This window comes from Roseovarius bejariae, assembly GCF_009669325.1.
Lineage (GTDB): Bacteria > Pseudomonadota > Alphaproteobacteria > Rhodobacterales > Rhodobacteraceae > Roseovarius > Roseovarius bejariae.
Map to the genome: position 1 here is coordinate 2,647,838 of NZ_SZWE01000001.1, position 17,699 is coordinate 2,665,536.

Annotated in this window: 18 protein-coding genes; 14 read left to right on the forward strand and 4 right to left on the reverse strand. The window is 62.8% G+C overall.

Annotated features, from left to right (window positions below; genetic code table 11):
- The first annotated feature begins 70 nt into the window (after positions 1-70).
- The 10 genes from FDP25_RS12845 to FDP25_RS12890 all read left to right on the forward strand — a co-directional run bounded on the left by FDP25_RS12845 (position 71) and on the right by FDP25_RS12890 (position 8,143).
- A complete protein-coding gene (locus FDP25_RS12845; RefSeq protein WP_154152341.1) occupies positions 71-598 on the forward strand; it encodes a universal stress protein in 528 nt (175 codons plus the stop codon).
- A 74-nt stretch (positions 599-672) separates the two neighbouring features.
- Positions 673-948 (forward strand): glucose-6-phosphate isomerase, encoded by a 276-nt coding sequence (locus tag FDP25_RS12850; RefSeq protein WP_154152343.1) that lies wholly within the window; start codon positions 673-675, stop codon positions 946-948.
- A 128-nt stretch (positions 949-1,076) separates the two neighbouring features.
- Positions 1,077-1,790: a succinate dehydrogenase/fumarate reductase iron-sulfur subunit gene (locus FDP25_RS12855; RefSeq protein ID WP_154152345.1), complete on the forward strand. Its 714-nt coding sequence runs from the start codon at positions 1,077-1,079 to the stop codon at positions 1,788-1,790.
- Positions 1,783-2,115, forward strand: a complete 333-nt coding sequence (locus FDP25_RS12860; protein WP_154152348.1) for a succinate dehydrogenase — start codon at positions 1,783-1,785, stop codon at positions 2,113-2,115. Before FDP25_RS12855 ends, FDP25_RS12860 begins: the two co-directional genes overlap by 8 nt.
- Positions 2,112-2,453 carry a succinate dehydrogenase, cytochrome b556 subunit gene (gene sdhC / locus FDP25_RS12865; RefSeq protein ID WP_154152351.1) on the forward strand — a complete coding sequence of 114 codons (342 nt, stop codon included), beginning with the start codon at positions 2,112-2,114 and terminating at the stop codon, positions 2,451-2,453. The genes FDP25_RS12860 and sdhC overlap by 4 nt, the downstream gene beginning before the upstream one ends.
- A 1-nt stretch (position 2,454) precedes the next feature.
- Positions 2,455-4,212, forward strand: a complete 1,758-nt coding sequence (locus tag FDP25_RS12870; protein WP_425500514.1) for an L-aspartate oxidase — start codon at positions 2,455-2,457, stop codon at positions 4,210-4,212.
- A complete protein-coding gene (locus FDP25_RS12875; protein WP_154152357.1) occupies positions 4,209-5,168 on the forward strand; it encodes a fumarate hydratase in 960 nt (319 codons plus the stop codon). Before FDP25_RS12870 ends, FDP25_RS12875 begins: the two co-directional genes overlap by 4 nt.
- Before the next feature lie 7 nt (positions 5,169-5,175).
- A complete protein-coding gene (locus tag FDP25_RS12880) occupies positions 5,176-6,384 on the forward strand; it encodes a CaiB/BaiF CoA transferase family protein (RefSeq protein ID WP_172982799.1) in 1,209 nt (402 codons plus the stop codon).
- Entirely contained in the window at positions 6,381-7,049 is a 669-nt protein-coding gene (locus FDP25_RS12885) for a fumarate hydratase C-terminal domain-containing protein (RefSeq protein WP_154152363.1), read from the forward strand. The genes FDP25_RS12880 and FDP25_RS12885 overlap by 4 nt, the downstream gene beginning before the upstream one ends.
- Positions 7,046-8,143 (forward strand): molybdopterin-dependent oxidoreductase, encoded by a 1,098-nt coding sequence (locus tag FDP25_RS12890; protein ID WP_154152366.1) that lies wholly within the window; start codon positions 7,046-7,048, stop codon positions 8,141-8,143. The genes FDP25_RS12885 and FDP25_RS12890 overlap by 4 nt, the downstream gene beginning before the upstream one ends.
- Positions 8,144-8,423: 280 nt before the next feature.
- Here FDP25_RS12890 and FDP25_RS12895 read toward each other — a convergent pair whose 3' ends face one another.
- Genes FDP25_RS12895 through FDP25_RS12905 form a run of 3 tightly spaced genes read right to left on the reverse strand, consistent with a single transcriptional unit; the run spans position 8,424 to position 11,208 of the window.
- Positions 8,424-9,554, reverse strand: a complete 1,131-nt coding sequence (locus FDP25_RS12895; RefSeq protein ID WP_154152369.1) for a mandelate racemase/muconate lactonizing enzyme family protein — start codon at positions 9,552-9,554, stop codon at positions 8,424-8,426.
- The gene (locus FDP25_RS12900; protein ID WP_154152372.1) at positions 9,551-10,297 is read right to left on the reverse strand and encodes a sulfite exporter TauE/SafE family protein; all 747 of its coding nucleotides are present in this window, start codon (positions 10,295-10,297) and stop codon (positions 9,551-9,553) included. Before FDP25_RS12900 ends, FDP25_RS12895 begins: the two co-directional genes overlap by 4 nt.
- Positions 10,297-11,208 carry a LysR family transcriptional regulator gene (locus FDP25_RS12905; protein WP_154152375.1) on the reverse strand — a complete coding sequence of 304 codons (912 nt, stop codon included), beginning with the start codon at positions 11,206-11,208 and terminating at the stop codon, positions 10,297-10,299. Before FDP25_RS12905 ends, FDP25_RS12900 begins: the two co-directional genes overlap by 1 nt.
- A 150-nt stretch (positions 11,209-11,358) precedes the next feature.
- Between FDP25_RS12905 and FDP25_RS12910 the strand changes: the two genes are divergently transcribed.
- The 4 genes from FDP25_RS12910 (at position 11,359) to FDP25_RS12925 (ending at position 15,977) form a co-directional block, all read left to right on the forward strand.
- Entirely contained in the window at positions 11,359-12,336 is a 978-nt protein-coding gene (locus FDP25_RS12910) for a Bug family tripartite tricarboxylate transporter substrate binding protein (protein ID WP_154152378.1), read from the forward strand.
- Between the two features lie 77 nt (positions 12,337-12,413).
- On the forward strand, positions 12,414-12,905 hold the full coding sequence (locus tag FDP25_RS12915; protein ID WP_343032046.1) for a tripartite tricarboxylate transporter TctB family protein: 492 nt from the start codon (positions 12,414-12,416) through the stop codon (positions 12,903-12,905).
- Positions 12,902-14,413, forward strand: a complete 1,512-nt coding sequence (locus FDP25_RS12920; protein WP_154152381.1) for a tripartite tricarboxylate transporter permease — start codon at positions 12,902-12,904, stop codon at positions 14,411-14,413. The genes FDP25_RS12915 and FDP25_RS12920 overlap by 4 nt, the downstream gene beginning before the upstream one ends.
- A 4-nt stretch (positions 14,414-14,417) precedes the next feature.
- Positions 14,418-15,977 carry a thiamine pyrophosphate-binding protein gene (locus FDP25_RS12925; RefSeq protein WP_154152384.1) on the forward strand — a complete coding sequence of 520 codons (1,560 nt, stop codon included), beginning with the start codon at positions 14,418-14,420 and terminating at the stop codon, positions 15,975-15,977.
- Here FDP25_RS12925 and FDP25_RS12930 read toward each other — a convergent pair.
- Complete coding sequence (locus FDP25_RS12930; RefSeq protein ID WP_154152387.1) at positions 15,974-17,689, reverse strand: SulP family inorganic anion transporter; 1,716 nt, start codon at positions 17,687-17,689, stop codon at positions 15,974-15,976. The two genes, FDP25_RS12925 and FDP25_RS12930, sit on opposite strands and share 4 nt — an antisense overlap.
- Positions 17,690-17,699 lie beyond the last annotated feature (10 nt).

Consider the following 17,699-nt stretch of genomic DNA (forward strand, 5'->3'; position numbering starts at 1 on the left):
TGACGGTGATCAAGGCCGGTAGCGGCCTGTAACTCTAGCCTTTGGTCATCATGATCAAAGGGGGATCTCCATGAAAACGCATATTCTTGTGGCAACCGATGGGTCGGACACGGCGATGCGGGCGGTGGAATTGGCCAGCGAGATCGCGGCGAAATTCGAAGTGCCGTTGACAGTGGCACATGCCATGCACTTCGGGCGTCCACCCGAAGAATTGGCGCGTATGGCCGAGGTGGAGCACCTGGTCGAAGGCGCAAAAGCGCGTGCGCCGGTGGATTTTCCGGATGTTCCGGACACGATGATCGGACTGTTTCGTGATACCCGGCCCGGGGACGAATCGATGCGCTTGGTGACGATGATCGGTGACGAGTTGATGGAGCGCGCGGCGGAGCGCGCCAAGGAACTGGGGGTGAAAAGTGTTTCCACCCGGTCCGTTGTGGATGATCCAGCGGAGGGGATCTTGCATGTTGCCAAGGATGTCGGGGCGGAGATGATCGTAGTTGGTCATCGCGGGCTTGGGCGGCTGAAGCGAGCGGTTCTGGGTTCGGTGGCTCAGAAGGTGCTGGACCACGCCGATTGTACTGTCGTGTCGGTGCGTTGACGGCCATCAACACCGTCCCTCGTGGTCACGGGTAGGCTTGTGTCTGTTCAGGCGTCAACGAAGAGGACAGAAGGATGAGACAGACATTCTTGGGGCTGGCCGTGGCAGCGGTTTTCGGTCTTACAGCATGCGAGGATATGACCCGCGAGGAGAGCATGGTTGTAGGCGGGTTGACCGGGGCTGCGCTTGGCGTGGTGACAGCTGATGCACTTGGCGCTGATAGCGATTGGAAAATCATTACTGGACTGGCCGGTGCGGCGGCGGGGGTGCTGGTGGCGCAAAACAGGCACCGTAACCGCTGTGCCTATGCGCGTGGGGATGGCACGTACCTAGTGCGGCGCTGTCCGTGATTGAAGATTTAGCTTACGATAACTTTAAGAAGTTATTGTTTTTCGTTAGCTAATTTCAAGATTATAACTTCCGAGAGGATGTTGATCCAAATCTCGGGAGGGGTGACGTGTCTGCGGATAACGGCAGTATGACGGTAAAAGTCTGGCGTGGCGCCGGGCCAGTAGGGCAGTTCGAGACCTTCGAGGTGCCGCGGCAGGAAAGTCAGACGGTTCTGGATGTGGTGAGCTGGATTCAGCAATATGCCGATCCGACGCTGACCTATCGCTATGCCTGCCGGGTGGGGATGTGCGGCAGTTGCGCGATGATGGTGAATGGCGTGCCGCGTTGGACCTGCCGAACCCATGTGGGCAAGGTGGCCGAAGATGGCGTCTTGACGGTGGAGCCGTTGCGAAACCTGCCGGTGATCAAGGATCTGGCCGCCGACATGGACCCGTTTTTCGACAAATGGGTCAAGGCGGAGGCGGTCCATCATCCCAGTGCAACCCGGCATGATCCGATGCGCCCGGTGGACGTGGACAGCGCCGCGCGCCAGCAGGCCAATGCCGGCATCGAATGCATCAATTGCGCGGTCTGTTATGCGGCTTGTGACACGGTGGCGGGCAACCCGGATTACCTTGGCCCGGCGGCCCTGCAACGGGCATGGACCCTATACAATGATGAGCGCGAGGCGGACCCGGAGGCGGTTCTGGATGCAGTTTCCGGGCAGGGAGGCTGCCACAACTGCCATTCCATGGGCAGTTGCACACAGTATTGCCCGAACGAGTTGAATCCTTTGGCGGCGATTGCTGGGCTGAAGCGCGAGACGACCAAGCGGGTATTCCGGAGGCGCAAGGATGCTTGATTTACGGTTATACATGGCGCAGCGCCTGAGTGCGCTGATCATGGGCCCCTTGGTGTTGGGGCATATCGCGGTGATGATCTATGCCATTCAGGGTGGCCTGAGCGTGGGCGAGATATTGGGCCGCACGCAGGGGTCACTGGCGTGGTTTGCCTTTTACGGGTTGTTCGTGCTGGCGGTGTCCATTCACGCGGCGATTGGCCTGCGGGTGATCGTGCATGAATGGCTGGGCCTCAGGGGAGGGGCTTTGCAGGCGTTCACATGGGCCGTGGCATTGGGCCTTTTGGTGCTGGGAGGGCGGTCTGTCTGGGCCGTGACCTTCGCATGAAGGCCCCGGCGCGCGCGCACCCCCTATGGCTGGCTTTCGTGCTGCATCGGGTGTCCGGTTTGGCTTTGGCGCTATTCCTGCCGGCGCATTTCTGGGTTCTGGCCAAGGCGGTGACGGCACCGGACCAGTTGGACAGTTTCCTGCAACTGACCGAGCAACCCATGGTGAAGCTGGCCGAGTTTGGCCTTGTGTTCCTGCTGGCGGTGCATCTGTTCGGCGGTCTGCGCCTTCTGGCGCTGGAGTGGCTGCCATGGAGCGATACCCAGAAGTCCCTTGCCGCGGGTGCGGTCGGGGTGGCGGTGCTGGTTTCCGGCACGTTTTTCCTGAATGCGATATGATATGACCACACAGATCGACACACACGATACCGATATCCTGATCCTCGGCACCGGGGGGGCGGGGCTGTTTGCCGCGCTGCATGCCCAGCAATCGGCGCCCGAGGGGACGAAGATCACCATCGCGGTGAAGGGCTTGATCGGGAAATGCGGCTGCACCCGGATGGTGCAGGGCGGCTATAACGTGGCGCTTGGCGGCGGTGACACGGTTGAGCGGCATTTCATGGACACGATCAAGGGCGGCAAGTGGCTTCCCAATCAGGACATGGCGTGGCATCTGTGCAAGGAGGCGGTGACGCGTATCCACGAGTTGGAAAACGAGGTGGGCTGTTTCTTTGACCGCAACGGTGACGGCACGTTGCATCAGAAGGCCTTTGCCGGGCAGACCGCTGACCGCACGGTGCACAAGGGCGACCTGACGGGGATCGAGATCATCAGCCGCTTGATGGAACAGGTTCTTTCGCGCCCCGTCGAGAAATTGCAGGAGCATCGGGCGATCGGGTTGATTCCCACGCGGGACGGCAGCGCGCTTGCCGGGGTCTTGATGATCGACATGCGTACCGGGCGCTTCCGGTTGGTGCGGGCCAAGACGGTGCTGATGGGCACGGGCGGCGGCCCGACCATGTACAAGTATCACACGCCTTCGGGCGACAAGACGATGGACGGCCTTGCCATGGCCCTGCGCGCGGGGTTGCCCCTGCGTGATATGGAGATGGTGCAGTTCCATCCCACGGGTCTATTGGCGGGCGATCACACGCGGATGACGGGCACCGTTCTGGAGGAGGGGTTGCGCGGGGCCGGGGGGCAGTTGCTCAACGGAGCCGATCATCGGTTCATGTTCGATTATGACCAGAAAGGCGAACGCGCCACCCGCGACGTGGTGAGCCGTGGTATCTACGAGGAAATGCGCAAGAGCAACACGACCGAGAACGGTGGCGTCTATATCTCGATGAGCCATCTTGGGCCGGAGTACGTGGCCGAGAAGTTCAAGGGTATGGTGAAACGCTGCGCTGATTGCGGATTCGACCTTGCCGGGGGCAAGGTGGAGGTGGTGCCGACGGCGCATTACTTCATGGGCGGTGTCGTGGTGGATGTGGAGACACGTACCGCGATGGAGGGCCTGTACGTGGCCGGTGAGGATGCGGGCGGCGCGCATGGCTCGAACCGTTTGGGCGGCAACGGGGTGGCCAATTCCACCGTTTATGGCGGGATTGCGGGCGATACCATGGGTGCCGATATACGCACCATGGGAGCGTTGCGAGAGCCGGACCCCGAGGTTCTGGAGGCCGAGGTGGCCCGCGCGATGCAGCCTTTCAGCAAGACACCGGACCTGATCCAGCCGCTGCGCGACCGTTTGCAGGAGGTCATGTGGGACGACGTGGGTGTCATGCGCATCGCCGACAAGATCGTGCGGGGGCAGAAACAGGTCGCGTCGATCCGCGACGACCTGATGGAGGTCGGTGTCTCGGGCGAGGACCGGGCCTTCAACCTGACATGGCACGATTGGCTGAACATGGCCTCTTTGTGCGATATTTCCGAGGTAATCGCGGGGGCGGCACTGGCGCGGGAAAACTCGCGCGGGGCGCATTACCGCGAGGATTTCCCCGAAGAGGGGGATTTGGAAACCTCGTATTTCACCGTGGCGCGGCAAGTTGACGGCGCGCTTGAGGTCGGCCGCGAAGCGGTTGATTTTTCCATTGTTCGCCCGGGCGAGACGATCCTGCCTGAGGGGGAACCAGATACATTGGTGGCAGCGCAATGATTGCAATCGACACGATCCAAAGCACCGCCGAAACCCTGATGGACAAGGCGGCCATCGAAATTCCGCAGGATTACCTGGACGGGCTTCAAGCAGCGGCAAAAAGCGAGGATGGCGACCTGTCGTCATTCGTCTTGCAGGCCATGCTTGAAAACTACGAGGCCGCCAAGGAGGACCGCCGCGCCATGTGTGGCGACACCGGTGTGCCAAGATGGTTCGTCAAGATGGGCAACGAGGCGCAGGTCGAGGGCGGCATGTGCGCGCTTGAAACCGCGCTGCGGCGGGCCACGGCCAGTGCAACAAATGGCGTGCCGCTGCGGCCCAACCGGGTGCATCCGCTATGGCGGACGGATCACAACAACAACGTCGGTATCGGCGCGCCCGAGATCGAGTACGGGTTCGAACCCGAGGGCGACTGGATCGACTTGATCACGGTGCACAAGGGCGGGCTGTTCGGGACGGATTACCGGATGCTGTTCCCTTCGGACGGGATCGAGGGGATCAAGCGGTTTTACCTTGATACGCTGGTGGCCTTCGGCAAGCGCGGCCTTGCGTGTCAGCCCGCGATCATCGGCATCGGCCTTGGCGGGTCGAAAGATACCTGCATGGTTCTGGGCAAGCGGGCCTCGGTCCTGCGCACGGTGGGCAGCCGCAATTCCGACCCCAAGATTGCCGAGCTTGAGGATGAACTCAAGGAACTGGGCAATTCCATCGGCATGGGGGCTATGGGCTTTGTCGGCAAGAACATGGTCATCGATTGCAATATCGAGGTGGGCTATTGTCACACGGGCGGGATGCAGATGAGCGTGCATGCCTTCTGCCTGAGTTCGCGGCGCGCTGTGGCGCGGATATATCCCGATGGCCGCGTCGAATACCGCACCGACCCCGATTGGTTCACCCCCTACCAGCGGCGTGAAACGGTGGAGTGGGACCCGGCAGCATCGCAGGCGGCGGAGTGAGCAGGTCATGAGCACCGGCGCCCCTCTGGACGGCTTGCGTATCCTTGACCTGACGCATGTTCTGGCCGGGCCATATGCCACCGGGCAACTGGCCCTGATGGGGGCCGAGGTGATCCGTGTGGAACGGCCCGGATCGGTGGATTTCGTGCGCCGCCACGGGGGCGATGCCGCGATGCAGGACGCGGGGCTGGGGGCCTCGTTCCTGAGCCAGAACGCGGGCAAGCGTTCCACGGTGATCGACCTGAAAAGCGATGAGGGCCGCAATCTTGTTCTGCGCATGGCGACGCAGGCGGATGTCTTCGTTGAGAATTTCCGCCCCGGCGTGATTGACCGTCTGGGGTTGGGGTATGATGCGATACGTGCGGTTCGCCCTGATGTGATTTATGCCAGCATCTCGGGCTTCGGCCCTGATGGGCCAATGTCGGACCGTCCGGCGTATGACCATATTTTACAAGGCCTTAGCGGGCTGATGGCGATGACCGGCACACCCGAAAGCGGGCCGATGCGAGTGGGCTTTCCCATTGTCGATTACATCGCCGGTCAGGCACTTGTCGCCGCCATTTTGGGGGCAGTCATCCAGCGAGGCAAAGACCCGGGGCAGGCACAGCGTTTGCATGTGTCGATGTTGGATGCCGTGGTGAACCTGATGGGCCCTTATGCGATCAACTGGCAGGCGACGGGTGCGATGCGTGGGCTTGAGGGGAACCGGGCCTTTTCGGATTCGCCCTTTTCCGGGCGGTTCGATACCTCGGATGGGCAGATCGTGGTGACCGCGAACACGCCCGCGCAATCGGTGCGTTTGTGCGCCGCGATCGGGCGCGAGGATCTGGCCGAGGAGGCAGAGCCGGAGGCTGTGCGCGCGGCACTGGATACGGTGTTCGCCACGAAAGACACGGCGCATTGGGATGCGGCCCTTGCAAGAGCAGAGGTGCCGGCGGGGCCGGTTCTGGGGCTTGATGAATTGTTGTCGGATGAGCCGCTTTCGGCGCTGTTGTCATGGCACGATTTGGATGTGCCGGAACTGGGCCGCGCTTTTCGCGTACCGGGATTGAGTTTTCGCGCGCCCTGGGGGCCTGACAGTCTTGCGCCTGCGCCCCGTTTCGGGCGCGATACGCGCGATGTTCTGGCCATGCTGGGCCTTGAGGATGCAGAGATTGACCGGCTGTCAGGGGCTGGCATTGTTCACACGGAAACCGAAAAGGAGGACCAGTTATGAAACCACGTGAGGTCCGACTGAGCACGACACCGACGGATGAGGATATCGCCGCCCTGCGCTTGGGCGATATCGTCTACCTGGATGGGCTGATGTATACCGCGCGGGAAGGCGTTTACATGCGTGCATTGGAGGAAAAAGCCAATATTCCCATGGAGTTGCCATCGGAAAGCGCGGCGAATTTCCATTGCTCGCCCGCCGCCGTGATCCGCGAGGACGGCAGTTTCGACATGGGCGCGGTGACGGCGACGGCCTCGTTCCGCTTTGCCAAGTGGTTGCCCGAATGGATCGCCAAGACCGGCGCGAAACTGATCATCGGCAAGGGTGGGATGAGTTCCAAGGATTACAAGGAATACTTCGTGCCCAATGGCGCGGTGTACCTGTCGACCGTGGGCTATGGCACCGGCGCGCTGTTGGGGCGCGGGGTCGAGAACGTGGAAGCCGTGCATTGGAACGAGGAACTGGGCCTTGCGCAGGCGATGTGGGTGATCCGTTGCAACAAGATGGGGCCGTTCATCGTGGCCTCGGACATGGAAGGCAATTGCCTGTTCGAACGGGAAAATGAGAAGATTTCCAAGAACCTGGAGCATGTTTATGAGGGTACGAAGCCTGCCGTGTTGCGGCGGTATGGCGAAACTGACGACCGAAGCGACGAGGTGATCGGATGACCGACAACCCCTTTACCGGCGCGCCGGGGCGTGAGGAGACGACACCGGGGGTCTTTTCCGAGGCCGAGGTGGGCTTGGCGAACCGTAACTCGGGGGCCTTTCTTGAGATGCTTTCGCTGGATGTGACGCCGGTCGGGGCGCATTACCTGCTGACCCATTTCGATGTGCCCCTGTTGGAGGAAGGGGCGCATCGGGTGGTGTTTGACGGGGCCTTCGAGGCCCCTTTCGAAATGAGCTTGGAGGAGGTCAAGGCGGCGCCGAAGGTGACCATGCCGGTGACCATGGAATGCGCGGGCAATGGGCGGACGGGCATGAAACCACGCCCGTTTTCAATGCCTTGGTCCTATGAGGCGGTCGGCACAGCCGAATGGACGGGCACACCGCTTGCCCCCTTGATCGAAAGGGCCAAACCGCAGGCCGGGGTTGTGGATTTTGCCTTCGAGGGGGCGGATTTCGGCTATGACAAGGGGGTTGGTCATGCCTTTGGCCGGAGCCTGACGCCCGAGCAATTGGCCGATCTTGAGGTACTGCTGGTCTATGAGATGAATGGTCAGCCTTTGCTGCCGCAACATGGCGCGCCGCTGCGCCTGATCGTGCCGGGGTGGTACGGGATGGCGAGTGTGAAGTGGCTAAGCCGCATCACCGCCATGACCGAAAGATATCAAGGATTCCAGCAGGTTGAGACCTATCGCTTTCGCCAAGCCGCGGATGAACCGGGGGAGCCTGTCACCGAGATCAAGGTCAAATCCCTGATGGTGCCGCCGGGCGTGCCGGACTGGATTACCCGCAAACGCTGGCTGTCGCCGGGCAAGGTGACCTTGCAAGGCCGGGCGTGGTCGGGGGCCGGTGTGCCGGTTGAGCGGGTCGAGGTGCGGATAGGCGATACATGGCACGAGGCCGAGGTCGAGGCGCCCTTGGGGCGCTATGCCTGGTCGGGGTGGTCGTTCGAGTGGGAGGCCGAACCGGGGCATTACAGGCTGGCCTGTCGGGCGACAGACACCAACGGAAACGTGCAGCCCTTGGAGGCGGAGTGGAACCTGTCGGGGTTTGCAAACAATACGCTGCATGAGGTCGAGGTTTTCGTCGGCGATTAACCCGAGCCGCGAATCGGGGCTAAGACCTTGAGTTAACAAGAAAACCCCTTGTCGGCATCGCGTCGGTGTTACGTCGGTATCGCATCGGTATTTTTTCCCGCACCCCCCGGAATTAACAGGGCGTGCGGTGAGTTTTGTACGAAACGTACGTGAGTTTCGTACAGTTTGTCGGGCGTTCATCAGGCCTTGCTGTCGCCTTGGCGGTCAGCGGTGCGGTGAGTGCGAAATCTTGAAAAGATTTCGGTCCGATTTCTTTCGAAGAAATCGGCTGGGGGCCGGATCAGGCTTTGGCCTCCAAGGTCAGCGTTTCGAACTTGGAAAGGCTATCGGGCAGGGTTTCGACGCCGAGGCCGGGAGCGTCCGGGAGGTGGAACGTGCCCCGATGCAGAGTGCCCTCGGGGAGCAGATTATCGCGCAGGGGGTTGGCGTTGATGTCGAGTTCCAAGAGGCCGTCACCACCTGCGGCGGCGAGCAGGTGGGCAGAGGCCAGAAGGCCCACGCCGCCGCCGAGGAAATGCGGGCAGTAGGTGCGGCCTGCCTGGGTGATCTTCTGGGCCGCATCGAAGCAGCCGGTGACCCCGCCCCATTTGGCGACATCGGGCTGGATGTAGCTGAGGTGACCGTTGGCGATGGCGGTCTCGAAGCCGTCGGTCCCGGTGATGTTCTCGCCGCCTGCGAGGGGCGGGGCTTTGAGCACGGCGAGGCTGGCCCAATCGGTTTTGGGCGCATCTGCGGCGATGGGCTCTTCCAGCCAGCCGAGGCCAAGGTCTTGGGCCGCTTCCATGAAATGCCGGGCGGTGGCGGCGTCCCATGCTTGGTTGGCGTCGGTGAACAGGCGTTCGTTGTCTTTCAGATCGGCTTTGACCGTTTTGAGAGCGGCAAGGTCGGTTTCCATGTCGAACCCGATCTTGAGTTTGAAGGCGGTAATCCCTTGGGTTCGGGCTTTGTCGACCTCGACCTCGGCCTCGGTGATCTTGATGCCGCTGGCGTAGACCGGGACGGATTTTGCCGCGTCGGGATTCAACGACTGGGTCAATGGTAGCCCCGCGCGGCGCGCGGCAAGGTCGTGGCAGGCGGTATCGAGACCGGCCAGCACCTGGGCGAAGGGCCCCCATTCGCCGCATTGCAGGGCGCGGATGTGGGTTTGCCGGGTGAGGCGATGCCAAAGCCCGGCCGGGTCGTCCGAGGGCTGGCCAAGGACCAGTGGCGCGATGTCCTGAATCAGGAGGTTGGCGCGGTGTTCGGCCCCGGCGGCGGGCCAGTTGGCGAAAACCTCGCCCCAGCCGAAGGCGCCATCGTTGGCGGTGAGGCGAACGAAGACGGCAGGGCGGTCGCGCATGATGCCGAAAGAGGTGGCGACGGGGCGCGGGGTGGGCGCGCGGAAGACGCGGATTTGGATATGCTCGATCATGAGGTGAAGGCCCGTATCATAAGGATGATGCCCGACAGCAGGCACATGGAAATGAGAAGGCGGCGGAAAAGATCGTCGGAGAGGCGGCGGAAGACGCTGATGCCGATCTGTGCCGAGATGAGTGCGCCGGGAATGGCGATGGCGAGGTTCCAGAGCACATCGCGCGTATAGACCCCCTGCCACCAGAGCATCAGCGCGGTCAGGCCGAGGATCACCACGTTGAAGGGTTGCAGCACGGCGCGGGTTTCGGCCTTGGGCCATGGCCGCATGGAACACCACATGGTGGGCAATGCGCCCGAAAGCGAGGCTGCGCCGCCAAGCACGCCCCCGGCAAAGCCGACGATCATGTCGATCATCGGGGTGGGGCGGTCAAACTTGGGCAGGGCCCGGCGCAGGGTGAAGAACCCGCCATAAATCAGCAGGAAGGACGCAATGACCAGTTTCAGGCTGGCCGCGTCGATCACGGCGAGCGCTGCGATGCCGAGCGGAATGCCGACCACCCCCGGCCCCATGAACCGGATCATGCGCCGGGGTTGATCCCATATGGCGTGCCGGACGATCCAGAGGCCTTGCAGCCCGCTGGTGACCGAAAGCACCACGACGATGGCCACCGCCTGTGGCGGGGTCATGACGTTGAGAAAGAAACCAAGGGCGAAAAGGGCCGTGCCGAAGCCTGCCAGCCCGTTGATGAAGCCCCCCGCGGCGGCGCCGAGGGTGACCATGAGGATCGTTTCGGTTGACATTACGCCCCCCCGGTTTGGTGTCTTTCGGGCCCCGGCATGTCGGTGCCCGCACTATCGAGCAGGACCGTTTCGATCTCTTCCAGAACGCGCAGGCGGAGGCTGTCTCGGCGGTAGACGAGGCCGAGTTGGCGGACAGGGGCATCCGAGCCGAGGGGAATGCGTTCGATCGGGATCGGATTGTGCGGAGGGACGCAGCTTGACGGGACGATGGAGACGCCGAGGTTTGCGTAAACCATGCTTGAGATCGCCTCTAACCCGTCGAGTTCCATGCTTTCCTGCACCCGGATGCCTTTGCCCTGAAGCCAGCCTTCGATCATTTGCCCGACCACGGCATCGCGGTTGAATCGGATGAAGGGGCGGGAAGCCAGCAATTCGAGCGGGTCGTCACAGGTGGTGCCTTTGGCGGCCAGCAATTGCAGGGGTTCGTCGGCAATGTGACGATAATCGAATGCGGGTGGGATGACCGGCGGGCGCGAGACGAGGGCAACATCGAGTGTGCCGCGTTCGATCTGTGACATGAGTGGCGTGGTCAGGCCCGGATGGACCTGTACGTGCAATTCTGGGAAGGCGTGTTTGAGCCGGGACATTGCCACGGGAACCAGCCCTGTCAGGGTGGTGGGCACCGCACCGAGGGAGATATCCCCTTGAAGGGCATCCGCGCTGATGACCGAGGGCACGATGTTGTCATAAGCCCGCACCACTTCGCGGGCCTTGGCGACGATGGCGCGCCCCATGGGGGTGAGTGCGGGGGTGCGTTTGGCCCGGTCGAACAGGGTGATTTGCCATTCGTCTTCGAGGGCGCGCATTTGTTGGCTGACGGCGGCATGGGTCACGTGCACCGCTTCGGCGGCGGCGCTGAAGGTTTTGTGTTCGTCCACGGCGATCAGGGTGCGCAGCATACGGATCGACAAGTGCTGACTCCTTGTGTTAGCTGTGCTAACTGTTTTGGTAAGTGATTATTACTTCTATTAAGTTCACCTTAACGATATACGAAGTCAAGGGCACAAGAAAAGCGTAAGACTTTGGCCCGGACCAACAGATGAGAAAACTGGGAGGACGACATGACATTCAAATCAATCCTAGCGGCCGGAGCCATGGCTGCCGGGCTGACGGCAACGGCGGCTTTTGCAGAATATCCCGAGCGCCCGATCAACATGGTGATTCCATATGGTGCGGGCGGGGCGACGGATATTTCCGCGCGTACGATTGCCGAGCCCTTGGGCAATGCCGTGGGCAAGCCTTTGGTCATGGCCAATGTGACCGGCGCGGGCGGGGCCACGGGATCGGTGACGGTGCAGAACGCGCAGCCCGACGGCTATACCATGCTGTTCGCACGGGTCGGCTCGCATTCGGTGAGCCCGGCGATGAAGGCGACCCTGCCTTATACGCTGGATGATTTCCGGTTCGTGACCGTTTACGAGATCAACCCGGTGGCCTGTGCGGTGAACCCTTCGTCGGGGATCGAGAGCATGGATGACCTGATCGCCAAGGTGAAAGAAGGCGGCGTCACCTATAGCTCTTCCGGGGTCGGGTCGCTGCTGCATCTGGCGGGGGCCATGGTCTTGCGCGAGTTCGGGATCGAGAACCCGCTCGAAGCGGCCACGCATATTCCGCTCAAGGGCGGTGGGGCCGCGGCGACCGCAGTTCTGAACGGAACGGCAACCTTCATCTGCACCAACTCCTCGGCCTTGGCGAGTTTCGTGGCCAACGATCAGTTGAACCCGATCCTCGTGACCACGGCCGATCCGGTGCCGGGGTTCGATGCGCCGACGGCGGCGGATCTGGACAAGCCCGCGCTGCATCAGCTTGTCGGCTGGACCGGGATTGCCGGGCCCGATGGCCTGCCCGATGACGTGGCGGCCAAGTGGGGCGAGTGGATGGCAGAGGCCACCGCCGACGAAGGCTTCCTTGAGAAGATGACGGCGCGCGGCTCGGTCATTCGCCTGATGGACCCGGTGGAGGCCAATGAGTTTATCCAGACGCAATACGAGACCTTCCGCGCCTTGGTGGACGAGTTGGGGATGCGGATCGAAGGGTGATCCCGCGACCACAATCTTGACATGACGAAGCGCCGGGCCTGTCATGGCCCGGCGTATAACCGACAAGGGAGGGGTTGGTGAGCGAACGTCGTCTGCATTTGCAGCTTGGAGTCGGGGCCTGTGTTGCCTCGGGCCTGCTGATTTTCCTAGCGATACCGCAATGGGTCGCGGCACCCAGCAACATCAAGAACATCATCCTGTCACCGCTGTTCTGGCCCTATGTGCTGGCCGGGTGTACCGGGGTGGCCGGTTTGGGCCTGATTGCATCCGGTTTGCGGATGCCGGTTATCGCCCATGACCGCCCGACCGACCCCGAAGAAGGTCCGGGGGCCTTGGGCCGCCTGTTGGGCATGGCCTTGATCATGGTGATGACGATGTACCTGCTGCCGCGGCTTGGCATGGTCTGGACGTCGATGCTGTGCTTTGCGCTGACTGCCTTTCTGGTCAAAACACGCCATCCGAAACTGGCGGTCGTCTGTGCCGTTGTCATCCCATTGGCGCTTTATGCCTTTTTCGCGCATGTCGCGGGTGTGGCGATCCCGCAGGGTCATTTTGTGAGGCTGCCATGAGTTTTGTCGATAGCCTGATGGCGGGGCTTTCCCTGGTCGCCAACTTTGAATCCTTTCTGGCGCTGGCCGGGGGGGTGGCCATCGGTGTCATCGGCGGGGCGATTCCGGGGATGTCGGCCACCATGGCCGTGGCCCTGACCCTGCCGTTCACCTTCGCGATGCAGCCGATCACCGGCATTCTTTTGTTGCTCGGGGTCTACAAGGGCGGGATTTTCGGTGGGTCGATCCCGGCGATCCTGATCAAGACACCGGGCACGCCTGCCTCCTCGGCCACGATCCTTGATGGCTATCCCATGGCCGAGAAGGGCGAGGCGGGGCGCGCGTTGGGCATGGCGCTTTGGGCGTCCTGCACGGCGGACCTGATTTCAAACCTCGCGTTGATTGTCTTTGCCGGGTGGCTGGCCTCTTTCGCGCTGAGTTTCGGGCCGCCCGAGTTTTTCACCCTGATCCTGTTCTCGCTGACGATTATCGCGGGCGTGTCGGGCGAAAGCCTGTTGCGTGGGGCGCTGTCGGCCATTCTGGGGCTTTTGCTGGCCACGGTGGGGCTTGATCTGGTCTATGGCACGAACCGCTTTACCTTTGGTGATCCGAACATGATGGGCGGTTTGAACTTCATCGCCGTGCTGATCGGGTTGTTCGCCATTCCCGAGGTTCTGGCGATGGTCTGGCACCCGACGGCGCATCTGGGGAAGGCGCGGTCGCTTGGCAACAACTGGGTCAGTTTCGCCGATTACAAGAAGAGTTTCCGCTCGATTGTGCGCGGCAGTCTGATCGGCGTTTTCCTTGGCTCGATCCCCGGGATCGGGGCGGCGCCCTCGGCCTTCCTGAGTTATTCCGAGGCGCGGCGCAAATCCAAGGACAAGGCGAATTTCGGCAAGGGCGAGGTCGAGGGCGTGGCCGCCTCGGAAGCCGGTAACAACGGGGTTGCGGGAGCGACGCTTATCCCGCTTCTGGCGCTTGGTGTGCCGGGGGACGTGATCACCGCGATCATCATCGGGGCCTTCATGATCCACGGGCTTCAGCCGGGGCCGATGATGTTCATCCTCAACGTCGATCTGATTTACGGGCTGTTCATCGGGTTGATCGTCAGTTCGGTTTGCCTGTTTTTCATCGGCTCGGTGGCGATCAAGGGGTTCAAATACGTCGCCGACATTCCCAAGCGGCTGTTGATCCCGGGGGTTCTGGTGCTGTGCATCTATGGTGTCTTCGCGGTGAACAACAATATCTTCGACGTCGGCGTGATGTTCGCCATGGGCTGGGTCGGCTATGCGATGATGCGTTGGCGCATTCCGGCCGCGCCGTTCCTGATCGCTTTCATCCTCGGGCCGCTGTTGGAGGATAATTTCCGGCAGGCGATGCTGATGTCGGGCAGCGATTGGAAGATACTGTTCCGGGGGCCGATCACGTGGTTCTTCTGGTCTGTAACGGCAATCACCATTTTTGCGATCATCCGCATGGGTGTGAACGCGACGCGCGAAGGGCGTCGTGCCGCCAAGGATGCGGGGTAAGGCGATGCGTGGTGCGGACAGTCTTGTGCAAACGTTGGCCTCGGCGGGGGTGACGCGTATCTTTGCCCTGTCGGGGAACCAGATCATGCCGATTTTCGATGCCTGTCTGGAGGCCGGGATCGAGTTGATCCACACCCGGCACGAGGGGGCGACGGTGTTCATGGCCGAAGCCTATGCGCAACTGACCGGGCAGGTCGGCGTGGCGCTTGTCACCGCCGGGGGCGGTCTGGCCAATAGTGTCGGGGCGGTGGCCTCGGCGCGGGCGTCGGACACGGCCCTGTTGTTGCTGTCGGGGGATAGCCCGCGAGGGCAGGACGGCACCGGGGCCTTTCAGGAAATGGATCAGGTGGCAATCACGCAGGCGGTCACGAAATGGTCGTTCCGGGCCGAGGCGCCGGATGGCCTTGGGGCCGATGTGGCGCGGGCCATGGCGTGTGCCAGGGCGGGGCAACCGGGGCCGGTGCACCTTGCGTTGCCGTTCGATGTGGTCAAGGGCGCGGCTGATGGGGCCGTGCCTGTGGTCGAACTCACCGAAGACAGATCTGCGCCGGAGGATGTTGAGGCGGTCAGAACCCTTGTGGCGGAGGCCGAGCGGCCCTTGGTGTTGTTGGGGCCATCCCTGACGCCAACGCGGCACCCCGGGCTGTGCGATGAATTGTCCGCGGCGTTGAACGCGCCGGTTTTCGCCATGGAAAGCCCGAGGGGCCTGCGCGATCCGGCCATGGGGCGGATTGGCGAGGTGGTGGCGCGGGCCGATCTGGTGTTGTGCCTTGGCAAGCGGGTGGATTTCACCCTTGGCTTCGGGGCCGGGGAGGCCGGATGGATCACGGTGAGTGCCGATGAAGCCGATCATGCGATGGCGGCGGGAAACCTTGGCGTGCGGCACCGGGCCGGGGTCGTGACCCCGGCACTGGGCATGGCGCGGGCCTTGTGCGACGGGCCTGTGGCGCAAGTGCGGGATGACTGGCAGGCCGAGGCGGCGCGATTGGTGTCAATCCGGCCTGACGGGACGGGCGATGGCCTGACCTCGGCCACGTTATGCGCGGCGGTGCAGGAGTGCGTGGCGGGCTGTGACGAAAGCGTTGTCATTTGCGACGGCGGGGAGTTCGGGCAATGGGCACAGGCCCTGACCCGTGGCACGGCGCGGGTGATCAACGGCGTGTCGGGCGCGATCGGGGCTGGGTTGCCCTATGCCATGGCGGCGCATGTGGCGCGGCCCGGGGCGACTGTTTTCGCGCTGTCGGGGGATGGATCCATCGGGTTTCATTTCGCGGAGTTCGAGACCGCCGCGCGGCACGGTCTGCCGTTCGTCATGGTGATCGGCAATGACCAGCGATGGAACGCCGAGCATCAGATCCAGTTGCGCGATTATGGCGAGGAGCGGCTTTCGGGCTGTGGGTTGACGGCGGCGCGGTATGACTTGGCCGCCGAGGCCATGGGAGCGCATGGCGAGTTCGTGACACATGCGGCGGATTTGCGGCCCGCCCTGGAGCGGGCCGTGGCGAGTGGCAAACCCGCCTGCGTGAATGTTATGATCGAAGGTCTGCCTGCGCCGGTGGTTTAGGTGTCGCGCAGGGCCTGCCATGCCTCATATTGCGACAGGTAGACGGTGCCACCCATCTCTTGCAGGAAATGGCTACGTTGCAGGCGGTCCATGACCGGGCCTTTGACCTCGGACAGGTGCAGTTTGACGCCCATGGCCTTGAGGCGGGTATTGATGGCTTCAAGGCTTTCAAGCGCAGACATGTCCACCTCGTTCACCGCGGTAAATTGCAGGATGACGTGTTTGACGGCGCAATCCTCGGTGATGCGGTCGGCGATGTAATCTTCGAGGAACCGGGCGTTGGCGAAGTAGAGGCTTTCATCCACCCGCAGGGTGACGACGCTTGGGCAGGTGGTGACGCTGTGGCGCTTGATGTTGCGGAAATGTTCGGTTCCCGGGACAAGGCCCACCTCGGCCACGTGGGGCTTCGAGGTTTTGTTGAGGTGCAGGGCGATGGACAGGATCACCCCCGCCGAAACGCCGATTTCCACGCCGAACCCGAGGGTCAGGAGGATGGTCGTCAGGATCGCCGCGAAATCCGCGCCGGAATAGGCCCACGCGCGTTTCAGGATCGACAGGTCCACGAGGCTGAGCACGGCGACGATGATGGTGGCGGCCAGCGTGGCCTTGGGCAGGAAGTAGATGAGCGGGGTGAGGGCGAGGGCCGCGATGGCCAGCCCCACGGCGGTGAAGGCCCCGGCCGCGGGGGTGGCGGCGCCCGCGTCGAAGTTGACGACCGAGCGCGAGAAACCGCCGGTGACGGGATATCCGCCCGAGATCGCCGCCCCGAGGTTGGCGGCACCCAAGCCGATGAGTTCCTGATTGGGGTCAATGCGTTGGCGTCTCTTGGCGGCGAGCGTTTGCGCGACCGAGATCGATTCCACGAAGCCGATGATCGAGATCAGCACGGCAGGCAGGATCAGCGCCTTGATCAGGTCAAGCGAGGTGTCGGGCAGGGTGAAGGGCGGCAGGGATTGCGGCACGGTGCCGACGATTGCCACGCCCTGAGTGTCAAGCCGCAAGACCCCTGCAAGTGCCGTGGTGACGACAACGGCGGCGACGGGGCCTGCCTTGGTCAGCACATCCGCGAGGCGGGGGCCGAGGCCGAGGTTGAGCAGAAGCGGTTTGAGGCCCTTTCGGACCCAGAAAAGGAATGCCGCAGCCGAGCCGCCGATCAGCAGGGTGATCAAGTTGAAGGTGCCCAAGCCGCTCCAGAGGCTATGGAGCAGGTGGGTCAGGGTATGGCCCGAGGTCTTTATGCCGAGGATATGGCCCATCTGGCTGAGCGCGATGAGGATGCCGCTGGCGTTGATGAACCCGGCGATCACCGGATGCGACAGGAAGTTCGCGAGAAACCCCAAGCGCAACAGGCCGAGGCCCAGAAGGATGGCCCCCGACAGCCCCGCGAGAGTCAGGGCCGCCGTGGCATAACCTGCGGTGCCTTGGGCCGCGACCTCGCCAATGGCGGCGGCGGTCATCAGCGAGACCACGGCCACCGGCCCCACGGCCAGAACGGTGGAGGTGCCGAATAGCGCGTAGAGCACGATCGGCAGGATCGAGGCGTAAAGCCCCGCCTCGGGTGGCAACCCGGCCAGAAGCGCATAGGCCAGCGATTGCGGGATCAGCATGATCGTCACGATCACGGCCGCAACCATGTCCTGCGAGAAGGTCTCGCGGGTGTAGCTGCGAGCCCATGTCAGGATGGGCAGGTAGCGGGCGAGCGTGCGGGGCATGGGCGGGACC